12 protein-coding genes are annotated in these 15,823 nt (G+C 69.3%); 10 read left to right on the top strand and 2 right to left on the bottom strand.

Features of this window, described 5'->3' with window-relative positions; all coding sequences use genetic code 11:
• The first annotated feature begins 127 nt into the window (after positions 1 to 127).
• Positions 128 to 913, top strand: a complete 786-nt coding sequence (gene nagB / locus V2S05_RS04055; RefSeq protein ID WP_413634020.1) for a glucosamine-6-phosphate deaminase — start codon at positions 128 to 130, stop codon at positions 911 to 913.
• Between the two features lie 47 nt (positions 914 to 960).
• Positions 961 to 3,789, top strand: a complete 2,829-nt coding sequence (locus V2S05_RS04050) for an FAD-binding and (Fe-S)-binding domain-containing protein (protein WP_413634019.1) — start codon at positions 961 to 963, stop codon at positions 3,787 to 3,789.
• Between the two features lie 4 nt (positions 3,790 to 3,793).
• Here the strand turns inward: V2S05_RS04050 and V2S05_RS04045 are convergent, their stop codons facing one another.
• Together V2S05_RS04045 and V2S05_RS04040 are read right to left on the bottom strand one after the other, a co-directional pair.
• Entirely contained in the window at positions 3,794 to 4,936 is a 1,143-nt protein-coding gene (locus tag V2S05_RS04045; RefSeq protein ID WP_413634017.1) for a hypothetical protein, read from the bottom strand.
• A complete protein-coding gene (locus V2S05_RS04040; protein WP_413634016.1) occupies positions 4,933 to 5,946 on the bottom strand; it encodes a MurR/RpiR family transcriptional regulator in 1,014 nt (337 codons plus the stop codon). The genes V2S05_RS04045 and V2S05_RS04040 overlap by 4 nt, the downstream gene beginning before the upstream one ends.
• 46 nt (positions 5,947 to 5,992) lie before the next feature.
• Between V2S05_RS04040 and V2S05_RS04035 the strand changes: the two genes are divergently transcribed.
• The 8 genes from V2S05_RS04035 (at position 5,993) to V2S05_RS04000 (ending at position 15,391) form a co-directional block, all read left to right on the top strand.
• Positions 5,993 to 7,543, top strand: coding sequence for an ABC transporter substrate-binding protein (locus tag V2S05_RS04035; protein WP_413634015.1), 1,551 nt, complete (start codon positions 5,993 to 5,995; stop codon positions 7,541 to 7,543).
• A gap of 75 nt (positions 7,544 to 7,618) precedes the next feature.
• Positions 7,619 to 8,578, top strand: coding sequence for an ABC transporter permease (locus tag V2S05_RS04030; RefSeq protein WP_413634014.1), 960 nt, complete (start codon positions 7,619 to 7,621; stop codon positions 8,576 to 8,578).
• A complete protein-coding gene (locus tag V2S05_RS04025; protein ID WP_413634013.1) occupies positions 8,575 to 9,465 on the top strand; it encodes an ABC transporter permease in 891 nt (296 codons plus the stop codon). The genes V2S05_RS04030 and V2S05_RS04025 overlap by 4 nt, the downstream gene beginning before the upstream one ends.
• Complete coding sequence (gene murQ / locus V2S05_RS04020) at positions 9,462 to 10,373, top strand: N-acetylmuramic acid 6-phosphate etherase (RefSeq protein WP_413634011.1); 912 nt, start codon at positions 9,462 to 9,464, stop codon at positions 10,371 to 10,373. Before V2S05_RS04025 ends, murQ begins: the two co-directional genes overlap by 4 nt.
• Positions 10,370 to 11,539, top strand: a complete 1,170-nt coding sequence (locus V2S05_RS04015) for an anhydro-N-acetylmuramic acid kinase (protein WP_413634010.1) — start codon at positions 10,370 to 10,372, stop codon at positions 11,537 to 11,539. Before murQ ends, V2S05_RS04015 begins: the two co-directional genes overlap by 4 nt.
• Positions 11,536 to 12,672: a mandelate racemase/muconate lactonizing enzyme family protein gene (locus V2S05_RS04010; RefSeq protein ID WP_413634009.1), complete on the top strand. Its 1,137-nt coding sequence runs from the start codon at positions 11,536 to 11,538 to the stop codon at positions 12,670 to 12,672. The genes V2S05_RS04015 and V2S05_RS04010 overlap by 4 nt, the downstream gene beginning before the upstream one ends.
• Entirely contained in the window at positions 12,669 to 13,751 is a 1,083-nt protein-coding gene (locus V2S05_RS04005; protein WP_413634008.1) for a serine hydrolase domain-containing protein, read from the top strand. Before V2S05_RS04010 ends, V2S05_RS04005 begins: the two co-directional genes overlap by 4 nt.
• Complete coding sequence (locus tag V2S05_RS04000) at positions 13,748 to 15,391, top strand: ABC transporter ATP-binding protein (protein ID WP_413634007.1); 1,644 nt, start codon at positions 13,748 to 13,750, stop codon at positions 15,389 to 15,391. Before V2S05_RS04005 ends, V2S05_RS04000 begins: the two co-directional genes overlap by 4 nt.
• Positions 15,392 to 15,823 lie beyond the last annotated feature (432 nt).

The following is a 15,823-nucleotide window of genomic DNA, read 5'->3' as shown; positions in this document are numbered from 1 at the left end:
GTCACCGTCCTGTCAGGTCGACGGAGAGACGAGGCAATTTTAGTACCCACAGGTGCGAAGCTGTGTACTATTTGTCCCACCAAGTGTTCTGCCAGGCGCACAGGCATCCGATCGCGAGAGGCCATCAGTGGAAGTCATCATCGTCCCCACGCCGACCGATGTGGGCCGAGTCGCCGCCGCCAAGATCGCGGATGTCGTCGCCAGACGCGCGAGCCCAGTCATCGGGTTCGCGACCGGGTCGAGCCCGCAGCACCTCTACGCGGATCTTCACCGCCGCGTCGAGGCCGGGGTGATCTCGTTCGCGACTGCGCGCGGGTTCGCGCTGGATGAGTACGCCGGCATCCCACCGGCCCACCCGCAGTCGTACGCGAGCGTCATCGCCAGAGACGTCGTGAGCCCCCTCGGCTTCGACCCGGCGCGTGTTCACGTTCCCGACGGGCGCGCAACCGACCTCCGGGGCGCCGCCGCGGACTACGAGGCGGCGATCGACGCCGCAGGCGGCATCGACATCCAGATCCTGGGAATCGGATCGAACGGGCACATCGGCTTCAACGAGCCGACCTCATCGCTCGCGTCACGAACCCGCATCAAGACCCTCGCGCAGCGCACCCGCGAGGACAACGCGCGCTTCTTCGATTCACCGGCCGACGTTCCTCGCCACTGCATCACCCAAGGCTTGGGCACCATCCTCGACGCCCGGGAGCTGCTCCTCGTCGCGCAGGGCGAGGCAAAGGCCGACGCGATCGCCGCGACGGTTGAAGGCCCGTTGGGCGCGATGGTTCCTGGGACGGCGCTACAACTTCACCCGCACGCCACGGTCGTCGTGGACGAGGCGGCAGCGTCGAAGCTCCGACTGTCGGACTACTACCGGTACACCTACTCCCACAAGCCCGCGTGGCAGCGTTTCGAGTGACGCGGACCCCGAGACCAGACTCGACTGTTGGCTGATCGAAGAAGACCATGACCGCAACGCATTCTGCCCACACCATCCCGTCGACGATCGCTGACGCCGTCGCCGAGGCATCCCGCATCCGCACCCGCGCGATCGATCGCGCCGCGTACGCCGGCGACGCCTCGCATTACCTGCTGACCCCCGAAGCAGTCGTGATCGCCGACACCGCCGAGGAGGTGGCGCGCATCCTTGCGGCGGCGTCCCGCAGCGGCTCGGCCCTTACCTTCCGTTCCGGGGGGACGAGCCTGTCCGGTCAGGCGTCGGGGGCGGGCATCCTCGTCGACGTCCGCCAACGCTTCCGCCGCATCGATGTGCTCGACGACGGGAGACGGGTGCGTGTGCAGCCCGGAGCGACCGTCGCACAGGTGAACGCCCGCCTCATGAAGCTGGGATACCGGCTCGGTCCCGACCCGGCGAGCGAGACCGCCTGCACAATCGGCGGCGTGGTGGCGAACAACTCAAGCGGCATGGCGTGCGGCATCGACGAGAACACGTATCGCACCCTCGAGTCGATGGTGTTCGTCCTGCCGTCAGGTACGACGATCGACACCGCGGCGCCCGATGCCGATCATCGCCTCCGTGCGCAGGAACCGGACCTGTTCGACGGGCTGGAACGGCTGCGCCGTCGGGTGACCGAGAATCCGACGTCGGTCGCCGCGATCCGGCGACAGTTCTCCCTCAAGAACACGATGGGCTACGGGGTCAACGCCTTCGTCGACTTCACCTCACCCGTCGACGTGCTGCAGCATCTCATCATCGGGTCGGAAGGAACGCTGGCTTTCGTCGCCGAGGCGACATTCCGCACCGTGCCGGTCCTGCGGATGGTCTCAACCGCACTCGCCGTGTTCCCGACCCTCGACAGTGCGACACGCGCCCTGCCGGCACTCGTCTCGTCCGGCGCGGCCACGCTCGAGCTCATGGATTCCACTTCGATCGCCGTCGGGCAGCGGTTGCCGGGCGCGCCCGACGAGATCCAGGGATTTACCCCGGGCGATCATGCCGCGCTGCTCGTGGAGTACCGCTCGAACGATGCCGACGAACTCGCGGCTGCTGCATCGGCGGGGGAGCGGCTGCTGGCGGGGCTCGAACTCCATGCCCCGGCGGCGTTCGGGACGGATGCCGCGGTCCGTGCTCGGGCGTGGGCGCTGCGCAAGGGGCTCTACGCCACCGTCGCGGGCGCGCGGCCCAGCGGCACCACTGCGCTGCTCGAAGACATCGTCGTGCCCACACCCGCGCTCGCCGACACCTGCGCCGGGCTTCAGCGACTGTTCGAGCAACATAGCTACCGCGACTCCGTGATCTTTGGGCACGCCAAAGACGGCAACATCCACTTCATGCTCACCGACCGGTTCGAGGGCGAGGATGCGCTCGCGCGATACCTCGACTTCACCGAAAACATGGTCGATCTCGTCCTCGACGCCGGCGGAGCCCTCAAGGCGGAACACGGCACCGGGCGCGCCATGGCGCCCTACGTGCGCCGCCAGTACGGCGATGAACTGTACGACGTGATGCGGGAATTAAAGCGGCTGTGCGATCCCGCCGGCATCATGAACCCAGGTGTGCTGCTCGACGAGGATCCCGACGCTCACATCCGCGACATCAAACTGCAGCCGACCGTTGAAGAAGAGGTCGACCGGTGCGTGGAATGCGGCTACTGCGAGCCGGTGTGCCCCAGCCGCGACCTCACCCTCACCCCGCGTCAGCGCATCGTGCTGCGGCGGGCGTCCGAGACCGCGCGGGCCCGGGGCGATGTCGAGCTGGCCGCCGAGCTGGACGACGACTACGAGTACGCCGGCGTGCAGACGTGCGCCGTCGACGGCATGTGCCAGACGGCGTGCCCGGTGTTAATCGACACCGGCAGCCTCGTCAAGCGACTGCGGCGCGAGGACGCGAATCCTGTCGCCGCCACCGGGTGGCGCGCGGCCGCCGGAGCGTGGGGACCGGTCACCCGCATCGGCTCGGTGGCGCTGACCGCCGCGAACGCGATGCCGGTCCCGATCGTGCGGGCCGCGACAGACGTCGGCCGAGCCGTGCTGGGTGCGGAGACCGTGCCGCGCTACTCGGCGGAGCTGCCAAGAGGCGGCCCGTCACGCGGGCGGTGGGGACGGATCGTGGGATCCGGCGACGCGGAACCGATCGGCGTGTACGTGCCCGCCTGCGTGAACAGCATGTTCGGGGCGGCGGGGACGGGAGACGGGGTGACGAGCGCCTTCGTCCGGCTCCTTGAACGGGCCAGGGTGCGGATGATCGTGCCGGACGGCGTCGAGAGCATCTGCTGCGGCACCCCGTGGGCGTCCAAGGGATTCGCCGCGGGCGCGCGTGTCAACGAGGAGCGCACGATCGCACGTATCCGTGCTGCCGTCGCGGACTCCGCCCTCCCCGTGGTGAGCGACGCGTCGAGCTGCACGGAGGGCTTCGCCAAGATGCTCGAAACGGCTGGGGTGGTCGTGGAGGACGCCGTTGCCTTCGCAGCGCGGGAGATCCTTCCCCGGGTCGAGGTGGGCGAGCGCATCGGTGACCTCGTATTGCACCCCACTTGCTCGTCTCGACAGATGGGGCTGGATCCGGACCTGCTGCGGGTCGGTGAGGCCGTGGCAGATCGCGTGCACGTCCCCGACGACTGGGGGTGCTGCGCATTCGCCGGCGACCGCGGGATGCTGCATCCCGAGCTCACGGCATCGGCCACCGCAGCGGAGGCGGCGCAGGTGCGTGCGCTCGGCGCGGACGCGCATGCCTCATGCAACCGGACGTGTGAGCTCGGAATGACCCGCGCGACCGGCGCCGCCTACCGTCATGTGCTGGAGTTGCTGGCGCACGCCGCGGGACCGCGCGACTGACCCGTCAGGCGCGTCGCGCCCGATCCGGAACGCGTAGCGCCACCAGAACCGCGGCCAGCCACCCGGCACAAAGGACGGCTCCGATCACGAAGGTGGACGGGTCGCCAGGCACGGATCCGGTCGCGAGGACCGCCAGTGGGACGAGTGCTCCGCCGGCGGCACCGCATGCCACCAGCGAACCGGTGACCGCGACCGCCCGCGCAGCGCCGGTCCGTTCAAGAGCGAGCCCGAGCACCTGCCCGTAGGTCGGGGCGAGGAGTACGACCGTCGCCGCGACCGCCGAGACCGACAGGACGGGGTACGCGGCGGCCGTCAACGCTGCGATGACCAGCATTGCTGCGGACCCGGCTCCCGCGACGGTGAGAATGTCGCGGGAGGAGGCACCACGGCGCGCGGCCGTCAACGCTCCCGCGCGTCCCAGCGCCATGCACGCCCAGAACGCGCTTGTGCCCAGCGCCGCCCATGCCGGGTCGGCTGACAGCAGCGCGAACGGGATCGCCGACGACCAGCCGGCCAGCAGAGACTCGATACCGACATACAGCGCGAGTGCGATCGCGAAACCGGCCCATGCGGCGCCGAAGCGCGCGTGCGTGGCAGTTCCACGCCTTGCAGGTTGCTCGTCGAAGGCGCGGCCTGCGGTGGCCGCAGCGACGCAGGCTGCGGCGTTCACGGTCGCGAACACCACGAGCACGGCACCCGTCGCCCCGACCTGCGCTCCGCCCAGCACGAGCAGCGGAGCCAGCGCGGCGGCGGCGGCGACCGACGTCGTCAAGCCGGTCAGTGCGTGCGCGGCGTTGCGGCTGACGGTGCGTGCACTCGCGCTCCCGGCCGCCTCGGTGATCCCGAACCCCACGCCGCTGATCGCGGCCGCGGCGACGAAGAGGCCTGCGGTCGCCGCCGCGGTTGCGGCGAGCAGTCCCGCGGCCTGCAGCGCGGCGCCGAGCGCCAGCGTCCGCGCGAGTCGTCCCGACCGTGCCAGCAGCCCGGACAGCAGCACACCGACGAGCAGGCCGGCGAACAGCGTGCCCGGTGCGGCGAGGGCCGCGTCGCCATGGGCGACCACCGCGGTCGGCAGGATCGCCGGGAACGCAGCCGCGGTGACCCCGAGACCAGCGAAGGCGAGGTGGAGGCGCAGCGCCGGCTTCACGAAGACTGCTGGGCGCGCCGTGAGTGCACGGCGGAGTAGGTGTCCCGCAGCGCCGCCATCGACTCGTCGTAGGTCGACTTCGCGACGGCGATGAACAAGCAGTCCACGACCATGAGTTGTGCGATACGGCTTCCCAGCGCGCCGGAGCGGAAGCCGGTCTCTCGCGCGGCCGTGGTGAGGACGATGTCGGACACTTCGGCGATCTGTGATCCGGCGTGATTGGTGATCGCGATGGTTGTGGCACCAGCAGAGCGGGCGATCGACAAGAAATCGACCGTGTCGATGGTGTTGCCGGAATGGGAGATAGCAATCGCGACGTTCCCGGGTCGCAGCGTTGCCGCCGAGGTCCAGGCTGCATGCGGGTCCGACCAGCTGAGCGCGACCCGACCGATGCGGGTCAGCTTCTGCTGCAGATCCAATCCCACGAACGCGCTCGCGCCGACACCGAAGATGTCGACGCGGGGGGCCTCGCCGACAGCGTCTGCCGCGCGGGCAAGCTCCGCGATGGGCAGTGCCTTCGCCGTGTCGGCGATGGACAGCGTCTCGGCGAGCGACACCTTCGCCACGACATGCTCGAGCGAATCGTCGCGTGCGATGTCGCCTGACACATCGGGGAGCGCTGCAGTCTCGTAGCTCTCACGGGCGACATCATGCAGCACCTCGATACGCAGATCCTTCAGGTGCGCGAACCCCATCCGTTTGCAGAACCGGATCACCGTGGTCGTCGACGTGTCGCCGCGCTCGGCTAACTCCGCAACGCCGAGTGCCGCGGTCTCTCCGGGCGCGTCGAGGAAGAGCTGGGCGATGCGCTGCTCGCTTGGCCGCAACTCGGGGTAGATCGAGCGCATGCGGATCAAGGCAGGCAAGTTGACGGTGTCCGTCCCAGGTTCTGAGTCCACGGCGGGATCCTCTCGTGTTAGCACGACAATACGAAATGTAACGGTCTGGGAAACTCTTGTACATAGCTCATCGATGTGCTGTACTTTTCTGACAACCCGATCCGTCGGCATCCACAGCTGTTTCGCCTACGGAGTCGACCATTCGCAAAGGAGCCTCATGAAGGTTGTATCCCGCGGCCGCCGTGCCGCACTCGCCGCCACGGGCCTCGCGGCCGCGGCGGCGCTGCTGATCACCGGCTGCTCGGCCGGTGGCGCGTCTCCCGAGACCACCAGTACCGCAGCCGCCGGCGGAGACCTCGTCGTCGGCATCACCGCGGATCCCGACAACCTGTTTCCCTGGAAGGCGACCCAGTTCCAGTCCGTGAACGTGCTGCAGAACATCTACGGCACGCTCACCGAGTTCGACGCCGACCTCAACGTGGTGCCCGGGCTCGCCGAGTCGTGGGATGTCTCCGAGGATGGACTGACCGTCACCTTCACGCTGCGCGAGGGTGTCACCTTCGCCGACGGCAGCGCGTTCGACTCGGCTGACGTGAAGTACTCGCTCGATGCGATCAAGGACGAGGCCACCGCCGCCGTCTCCCGCACCTCGCTCGCCTCGGTGACCGACGTCGCCGCCCCTGACGCGAGCACCGTCGTGCTCACCCTGAGCGCTCCCGACGCGGCTCTGCCGTCGAACCTCGCCGTCATCAACATGGCGATGCTGTCGTCAGATGACACCGAGCAGGAGCTGACCACCACGCCCAACGGTACCGGCCCGTTCACGTTCGACGAGCGCGTTGCGAACCAGTCGATCACCCTCGTCCGCAACGACGACTACTGGGGTGACGCCGCGCTGCTGGACTCGGTGGAGTTCCGAATCATCCCCGACGAGTCGTCCATCGTGTCCGCGATGCAGTCCGGCAACGTCCAGTTCGCTGTCCTGAACGACCCCATCGTCGCTCAGACCGCCGAGTCCGCCACGATCACGGTCGAATCGACCCCTCAGCTCAGCTACCACGCGCTGCAGCTCAACGCGCAGCGGGGGGATCTCGCCGACGTCAACGTGCGCCTGGCCATCCAGTGCGCGATCGACCGCCAGGAGGTCCTCGACACCGCAGCGTTCAGCGAGGGTGAGGTGACCGGGCCCATCACCTCGCCGGCGTTCAAGTCCGACCCCGACGCACGCCCGTGCCCCGAGCGCGACCTCGACAAGGCTGAGGAGTACCTCAAGAAGTCGGGCAAGAGCGATGTCACGATCAACGCGATCGTGAACCAGGGTGGCTACTCCACATCGGTCGCCGAAGCGCAGAACCTGAAGTCGCAGCTGGCCGACGCCGGCATCACGCTCGAGCTCGAGGTCCTCGAGTCCGGTGCGTACGTCGATCGCTGGGTGGCCGGCGACTTCGACGCCGCGGTAGCCCTCAACGGTGGCCGTCCCGACCCGGACGGCATGTACGGCCGCTACTTCACCAGCACCGGCAACCTCAACAAGGTCGCCGGGTACAGCTCTCCTGAACTGGACGCGCTGTTCGCGGAGGGTCGCGCTACCAGCGACCAGGACGAGCGCAAAACGATCTACGACGAGATCTCGCAGAACCTCGAGGACAACGCCCCGTGGATCTGGCTCTTCACGAGCTACACCTACACCGCGACCGACGGCGTCGAGGGCTTCGTCCCGATGGCGAACGGCTCCCTGCAGTACCTGCGCACCGCTTCGCTGCAGTGACGCTGAGCGACGGTGCGGGCGCGTCCTGCCCGCACCGTCGCCCCCTTCGACCCTGAGAGACCCATGCTTCGACAATTGACCAGAAACCGTCCGTTGCGCCGCGTCCTCGCCGCGCTCGCGACCCTCTTCGGCGTCGCGGTGGTCGTGTTCATCATGCTTCGCGCGATCCCCGGCGACCAGATCACCGCGGGACTCGGCACCGAGGCCGCCGCGCTCACGCCCGCGCAGCGGGCGGCGCTGGAGGCGTACTACGGCCTCGACCAGCCGCTCATCGTCCAATTCTTCACCTGGCTCGGCAACGTGCTGACCGGCAACCTCGGATACTCCTCACGCTCCCAGGAGAGCGTGCTCGCACTCACGGCAGCGTCGCTGCCCGTGACCCTCGAGCTGGCGGTGCTGTCGATCGCGCTCGCACTCGTGATCGGCGTGCCCCTCGGCCTGCTCGCCGCGTCCAAGCCGGATGCGCCGCGGGACGGCTTCGCGCAGACCGTGGGTCTGGCCGGGCTCTCCATCCCCGCGTTCCTGCTGGCGACCTCGCTGCTCACGCTGATGTCGGCGTCGTTCGGCTTCAACCCCAACGGCGAGGCATACGCGTACTTCTTCCAGGACCCGTGGTTGAACCTGCAGCAGATGCTGCTGCCATCGATCGTCCTCGGATTCGGAATCGCGGCACCGATCATGCGCACAACACGCACCGCGGTGCTCGAGGTCCGCTCCAACGACTTCATCCGGACCGCCCGCGCCAAAGGCGTCCCGCCACGTCGCCTGCAGGTCAAGCACGTACTGCGCAACGCGCTGCTTCCCATCGTCACGATGACCGGTCTGCAGTTCGGCTACCTGCTGGGCGGCGCGGTCGTGGTCGAGCAGATATTCTCGCTGCCCGGGATCGGCCGTCAGGTCCTGCTCGGCATCCAGCAGAAGGAGTACGCACTGGTGCAGAGCACGGTGCTGATCATCGCGCTGCTGTTCGTCCTCGTGAATCTCCTCACCGATGCGCTCTACCGCATCATCGATCCCCGGGTGCGTGCCGCATGACCGACATCACACAGACCGCCGAAGTCGCACCCGCCGGAGGACGCACCTTCGAGCGCGTGAGGCTCCTTCTCAGCAGCCGCAGCGGCCTCATCGGCCTGATCATCGTCGTGGCCATGACCCTGCTCAGCCTGGCCTCGGCGTTCGGACTGCTCCCGTACGACCCGATCGCGCAGGATCCGCCCGCGCGTCTGCTGCCGCCGTCGACCGAGCACTGGTTCGGCACCGACCAGTTCGGTCGCGACGTGTTCTCGCGCGTGGCTGCCGGCCTGGCCAACTCGCTGCTGATCTCCGTCGTGGCCGTCGCCTTCGCGACCGTCATCGGCACCTTCGCCGGCAGCGTCGCGGGCTTCTACCGCGGCGTGTCCGACGGTGTGATTTCGGGCGTCACCAACGTGCTGTTCGCGTTCCCGCCGCTGCTGCTCGCGCTCTCACTTGCATCGGTGTTTCAGCGCAACTGGTTCACGATCGCGATCGCGATCGCGATCGTCTACGTCCCGATCTTCATCCGCGTCACCCGCGGACCGGTGCTCTCGCTCCGCGAGATCGAGTTCGTGAAGGCCGCGACCAGCTCCGGTCAGCGCCGCTCGGCGATCCTCACCCGGCACGTATTGCCGAACATCACGTCGATCATCATCGTGCAGATCACACTCTCGCTCTCATGGGCGGTGCTCACCGAGGCATCCCTGAGCTTCCTCGGTCTCGGCACACCGCCGCCGGCGCCGTCGCTCGGCTCGATGATCTACGACGCCCGCACGCTCGTGACCATCGCCCCCTGGACGATGATCGCCCCCGGTGTGGTGATGGTGCTTCTCGTCGTCGGGCTGAACCTGTTCGGCGACGGGCTCCGCGACGCGCTCGACCCCAAGAACAGAGGCAAGAAGAAGTGACCGATCCAGACACGCTCGGAACCCTGGCGACCGAGGGCAGCGACCCTCGATTCGCGCGCAACGACGAGCTGCCCGTCGCGGAGCTCGCGGCCATGATGAACGAGGTCGACCACACCGTCCCGGCCGCCGTCGGCGCGGCGCTGCCACAGATCGTCTCGGCGATCGAGGCCACCGCGGAGCGGATGGCCCAGGGCGGCCGGCTCATCTATATCGGCGCCGGCACACCGGGCCGCATCGGCGTGCTGGACGCGTCAGAGTGCCCTCCCACCTTCGGCACCCCACCGGAGCTGGTGTTCGCGATCATGGCCGGCGGCGCGGACGCGCTCGTCACCCCGACCGAGGGTGCCGAGGACGACGGTCCGGCGGGCGCTGACGCGATCGATGCGGCTCGAATCGGACCGCTCGACAGTGTGATCGGGATCGCCTCCAGCGGTCGCACGCCGTACGTGGTCGCCGCGATCCAGCGGGCACGTGCCCGCGGGGCGCTGACGGTCGGGCTGTCGTGCAACCGTGACACCGCACTCAGCGCCGCGGCCGAACACGCGATCGAAGTCGAGGTCGGCCCGGAGTTCGTCACGGGATCGACGAGACTCAAAGCCGGCACCGCCCAGAAGCTCGTGCTCAACATGTTCTCCACGATCTCGATGATCCGGCTGGGCAAGACGTACGGCAGCCTCATGGTCGACCTCAAGGCGACCAACCACAAGCTGCGCGAGCGTGCGATCCGCATGGTTTCCGAGATCGCCCGCACCGACCGCGACGGAGCGACAGCCGCGCTGGAGGCCGCCGACTTCGACGTGAAGACGGCGTCCGTGATGGTCGAGTGCGGCGTGGATCGAGAGGCGGCGGAGACGCGGCTTACTGCTGCGAACGGCCGCCTGCGGGTCGCGCTGGGGCGGCAGCCGTGAAGGTCGCCGGCCTGATCTCGGGAACCTCCCACGACGGCATCGACGTCGCGGTGGTCGAGTTCGCCCACACCGACGGGGTCCTGCGCGGCACCGTCGTCTACGGCGACAGCGTGCCGTACGCGCCGGAGCTGCGTGCCCGCCTGGTAGCCGCGCTCCCGCCGCAGCAGACCACGATCGACGAGGTGTGCGCCCTTGACACCCTTATCGGCCAGGCGTTCGCGGACGTGGCGGCCGGGGCAGCCGACGCGGCCGGGGGAGTGGACGCGGTCGCCTCGCACGGGCAGACGGTGTTCCACTGGGTCGACGGTGGCCATGCCCTCGGCACACTGCAGATCGGCCAGCCAGCGTGGATCGCCGAACGTGTGGGAGCGCCGGTCGTCTCCGACATCCGCGTCCGGGACATCACCGTAGGCGGACACGGCGCACCGCTGGTGTCCTACCTCGATGACCTCCTCTTGCGCGGACGCGAGGGTGTCGCCGCCGCGCTGAATCTCGGCGGCATCTCCAACATCACTGTTGTTGGCAGCGGTCTCAGCGCCTACGACATCGGCCCGGCGAACGCCCTGATCGATGCGGTGATCGTGGAGCGCCAGCTGAACCCGCTCGGCTACGACGACGACGCGCGCATCGCGCGATCCGGCGTCGTCGACCTAGGGCTGCTCGAAAGCCTGCTGGCCGATCCGTACTATGCGCTGCCGGCGCCCAAGAGCACCGGCAAGGAGCACTTCCACCTTGCCTACGTCGAGCGGCATCTCGCCGCCCTGGGCTGCGATGTCCGTCCCGCTGATCTGGTCGCCACGCTCACCGAGCTGACGGTGCGGACGGTCGCCGACGCGGTCCGCCGCGAGCGGGTTGCCTTCCTCGCCGTGTCGGGCGGAGGATGCCGCAACCCGCTGATCATGTCGGGGCTGCGCGCCGCGCTTCCCGGCGTCGAGATCGTCCTCACCGACGACCTGGGCGCACCCGCGGACACGAAGGAGGCGATCCTCGTCGCCCTCATCGGCTGGTGCACGCTGCATGGCGTCCCGGCGATCGTGCCGGGCGGCACCGGCGCGCGGGAGCCCCGGATCCTCGGGACGATCACACCCGGGCGTGGCCCGCTCCGCCTGCCGGAGCCGGTGGGCGGCGTCGAGTCGCTGCGCCTGATCGACGGGACCGCGAGATGACCTGGCTCGAGGATCCGATGGGCGCGGCTCTGGCCGCGCCGGTCGCCGAACTGCGCGTGCACCGTGTGCCCGCGCGGCTGGTGCGCCCGTTCGTGACCGCGGTCCGACGCGCGGACACCATCGACCTCACCCTCATCGAGGTGATCGATGCCAACGGGCGATCGGGGTGGGGTGAGGCGGCAGTCAGCTGGCGGGTCACCGGCGAGAGCCCGGAGAGCGTGACCGCGGTGGTCGCCGGGCCGATTGCTAACGCCGTGATCGGCCGCCCGCCCCACGAGATCGTGGGCACCGGGACACTCGCGGGCAGCGTCTGGGGCAACGCCGCCGCCCGGTCCGCGGTGGACTGGGCTCTCGCCGACCTCGCCGCCGGCCAGCACGGCGCCCCGCTCGTCGACGCGCTAGCGCGTGAGCTGAGCATCCCCGCGCCGAGGCGCAGGGTCCGCACCGACATGACCCTGTCGGCCGGCGAACCCGTTGCTGTGGCCGACGCCGCCGCCGAACACGCCGCCGCAGGATTCGGCACCCTCAAGATCAAGGCGCAGGCGGGCACCCGGCTGCGCGACGTGCTCGTCGCCGTGCGCGCCGCGGTCGGTGGCGAGGTCGTGCTGCGAATAGACGCGAACCAGGCGTGGACTGTGGCGGACGCGATCCGCGAGATCCGGGCCTGCGAGGACGCCGGCGTGGGGATCGAGCTCGTCGAGCAGCCCGTCCAGGCGGACGACCTCGAAGGGATGGCCGCCGTGCGCGCCGCCGTCACCGCCCCGATCCTCGCCGACGAGTCCGCCCGCACCGCCCGAGACGTGCAGCGCATCGCCGAGCTCGGGGCCGCGGACTTCGTCAATGTGAAGCTCGCCAAGACCGGCGGCGTAGGCGAGACGCTGGCCACCGTCGACGCTGCGCGCACGGCCGGACTCGGTGTGATCGTCGGCTGCATGCTGGAGGGCCCCGTCGGGGTCTCGTCGGCAGCCACGCTGGCGGCAGCGATCGCGCCCGACCTCGTGCACGACCTCGACGGCGGCCTGTGGCTGCGCGACGCGGTCGTCGCTGGCGGCGCCGCCTACGAGCAGGACAACATCGTGCTTCCGGAGTCCGCCGGGCTCGGCATCCGTCATCTCGTGGGGATTGCCGCATGAACGCCGCCCGCGCCGCAGAGGCCCTGATCACCCGCGATGACGCGCCACGCGGCGCCGTCGTCGGCATCTCGCGCGGCGGGGCGAACGACATCGCTGCAGCGGGGGTCGCGAACTCGTCGGGTCGACCGCTGACGAGCGAGACCCTGTTCGACCTGGCTTCGGTGACGAAGGTGGCCGGCACGACGAGCGCGCTGCACCGGCTCGCCGCGCGCGGCGAGCTGTCGTTCGACGATCCCGTGAGCCGCTACCTCGACACGTCGCCGTGCACCCCCGACACCACGGTGCGGACGCTGCTGCAGCACCGCGCCGGGCTGTGGGAGTGGCAGCCGCTGTACTTCACCGCGGAGCCCGCGGGCGCGATCGACGAGCTCCCGCTGCGCTACCCGGCCCACACTGCCCGGCGGTACTCCGATCTGGGCTTCATGCTGCTCGGGCGCATCGTGAGCGTCGCCGCCGGACTTCCGCTCGAGGAAGCCGTCCGCGAACTCGTCCACGTGCCGCTCGGGATGACCCGCACCGGCTACCGTCCGGACCCGGCCGAAGATGTCGCCGCGTCGTCCCACGGCGACGCCGCCGAGCGGCGCATGGTGCGGACCGGCGAGCCGTATCCCATCCTGTTCGCCGACCCCGGCTTCGCATGGCGCGAGCACGAACTGGTCGGCGAAGCCAACGACGGCAACTGCCACCACGCGTTCGGCGGGGTGTCCGGACACGCCGGGCTCTTCTCGACCGCGGCCGATCTCCTCGCCCTCGGCGCCTCGCTCGCCACCGCGGAACACCACGAGTTTTGGGGCACGGAGGTATCCGCCGACGTATTTCGCGACGGCCCCGACACCGGACAGGCGCTCGGCTGGCGGAGCCTGCCGGTGCAGATCGATGGACGCCTCGAACGGATGCTGTGGCACGGCGGCTACGTGGGCACCGGTCTGGGTTTCATCCCCGGCCGCGAGATCGCCGTCGTGATGCTCACCAACCGCCTCTTCGCCGACCCGGTCCCCGCCGTCGAGGACTTGTGGGCCACGACTCTCGCGGCCCTTCCCGAATTCTCCCCATCCACCGTCACAGAGGATCACGCATGATCACCACCGACGTCGCCCCCGTGCTGCGCATCAGCGGGCTGTCCATCTCGTTCCGCAGCGGAGGCAGCCTCGTCTCCGCCGTCAACGACGTCTCCATCGAGGTCGCCGCGGGCGAGACTGTCGCCGTCGTCGGCGAGTCCGGCTCCGGCAAGTCGACCACCGCAGCAGCCATCAACCGGCTGCTGCCCGAGAACGGCGTCATCACCGCCGGGACCGTCTCGTTCGACGGCCGGGAGCTCACCGCCGTCTCCGAGACCGAGATGATCCGGCTCCGCGGCGCGGGCATCGGCCTCGTTCCTCAGGACCCGATGTCGAACCTCAACCCGCTGATGCGGGTCGGCGACCAGATCGGGGAGGCGCTCGAGGTCCACGGCCGCACACAAGGAAAGGAGACCGAGCAGCGCGTCATCGAACTGCTCGAGGTGGTCGGCATCCCCAACGCCCCGCAGCGTGCGCGGCAGTACCCGCACGAGTTCTCCGGTGGCATGCGTCAGCGCGCCCTCATCGCCATGGGTCTCGCGTGCCGGCCTCGGCTGCTGATCGCCGACGAGCCGACCTCGGCGCTGGATGTCACCGTGCAGCGGCGCATCCTCGACCAGCTCGACGAGCTGACCGACGAGCTGGGCACGGCGGTGTTCCTGATCACGCATGACCTCGGCCTCGCTGCCGAGCGCGCAGACCGGATCGTGGTGATGTTCCGTGGCTCGATCGTCGAGCAGGGGCCGGCGATGGAGGTGCTGCGCAACCCGCAGCACGAGTACACCCGACGACTCATCGCTGCGGCGCCGAGCCTGTCGTCACGACGCGAGGACGAACAGCTGCATCGTGCCGCGGACGCGGCACACGCGACCCCGCTGGTCGAGGTAACCGACCTGCGCAAGGTTTTCCCGCTGCGTAACGCGAAGGCGGGGGAGCCCGACTCGTTCACGGCGGTGGACGGCGTGAGCTTCACGATCGGCCGAGGCACAACCGTGTCAATCGTGGGCGAGTCGGGGTCCGGCAAGTCGACGACCGCGAACCTCATCCTCGGGCTCGAGGACATCACCTCCGGGACCATCTCGTTCGACGGCGTGGACATGGCAGGGCTCAAGAGCCGCGACCTGTTCGCGTTCCGGCGTCGCGTGCAGCCGGTGTTCCAGAACCCGTACGCATCGCTGGACCCGCGGTACACCATCGAGGAATCCATCGTCGAGCCGATGCGGGTACACCGCATCGGCTCAAAGGCGAGTCGCCGGCAGCGGGCCGCGCACCTTCTCGACCAGGTCGCCCTGCCGCAGGCGATGGCCCAGCGGCTGCCCCACGAGCTGTCCGGCGGTCAGCGGCAACGTGTCGCGATCGCCCGTGCGCTCGCGCTGGAGCCGGAGCTGGTCGTCCTCGACGAGGCGGTGTCGGCGCTCGACGTGCTCGTGCAGGCACAGATCCTCGAGTTGCTCGCGGGTCTGCAGGACGAACTCGGCCTCAGCTATCTGTTCATCAGCCACGACCTCGCCGTGGTACGGATGATCTCCGATCAGGTGCACGTGATGCAGCGCGGCCGCATCGTCGAGAGCGGCACGCCCGAGCGCATCTTCGATGATCCGCAGGACCCGTACACGCGCGAGCTGCTCGCAGCGATCCCTGGAGGAGAACTGCAACTCTGACCCGCCGTTCCACAGCAGCCGGGGTGCCATCGTGCACCCCGGCTGCTTCGCATTTCCGGCAAGTAAAGGCGCCCCGGCTTCCCGGACGGTCGGGTCGGGTGGTTGTGATGTCGCTGCGTTCTCGTCGAGAGGGTCAGCAGACTCGATCAGGGTCGATTGGGATGAGACGCGAAGGCGGTCAGGTCAGGGCGGCCGAAGCCGGCCGGCGGGGTAGGGTCGGACACGTCGAGGTCTTTCGGATGGATGGCTTAGGAACCTCCATCGTCGGGAGATCTCGACGTCTATCTGCGGACCGACGCGCCCGGCCAACCCACACCCTCATCTGGGAAGAGCCAGGAAAGAGGCCGACGTGTCTACAAGCATCGATGTCTATCCGTCGTCGACGCGAGTGCCGACGTTTGGTGAGCTTGCCGATGCCGTCCAGCAGGTCCT

Origin of the sequence: Microbacterium sp. OR16, assembly GCF_047306725.1 — a bacterium.
Taxonomy (GTDB): domain Bacteria; phylum Actinomycetota; class Actinomycetes; order Actinomycetales; family Microbacteriaceae; genus Microbacterium.
Note: the sequence above shows the minus strand (reverse complement) of the source record. Positions and strands in the feature narration are given on the sequence as shown.

What these genes read in the sequence shown, in the direction of transcription:
- V2S05_RS04010 (WP_413634009.1), top strand. Translation starts at nt 11,536, where the DNA reads ATGACCTGGCTCGAGGATCCGATGGGCGCGGCTCTGGCCGCGCCGGTC.
- V2S05_RS04050 (WP_413634019.1), top strand. Translation starts at nt 961, where the DNA reads ATGACCGCAACGCATTCTGCCCACACCATCCCGTCGACGATCGCTGAC.
- V2S05_RS04040 (WP_413634016.1), bottom strand. Translation starts at nt 5,946, where the DNA reads ATGCCGACGGATCGGGTTGTCAGAAAAGTACAGCACATCGATGAGCTA.
- V2S05_RS04025 (WP_413634013.1), top strand. Translation starts at nt 8,575, where the DNA reads ATGACCGACATCACACAGACCGCCGAAGTCGCACCCGCCGGAGGACGC.
- V2S05_RS04005 (WP_413634008.1), top strand. Translation starts at nt 12,669, where the DNA reads ATGAACGCCGCCCGCGCCGCAGAGGCCCTGATCACCCGCGATGACGCG.
- V2S05_RS04000 (WP_413634007.1), top strand. Translation starts at nt 13,748, where the DNA reads ATGATCACCACCGACGTCGCCCCCGTGCTGCGCATCAGCGGGCTGTCC.
- V2S05_RS04035 (WP_413634015.1), top strand. Translation starts at nt 5,993, where the DNA reads ATGAAGGTTGTATCCCGCGGCCGCCGTGCCGCACTCGCCGCCACGGGC.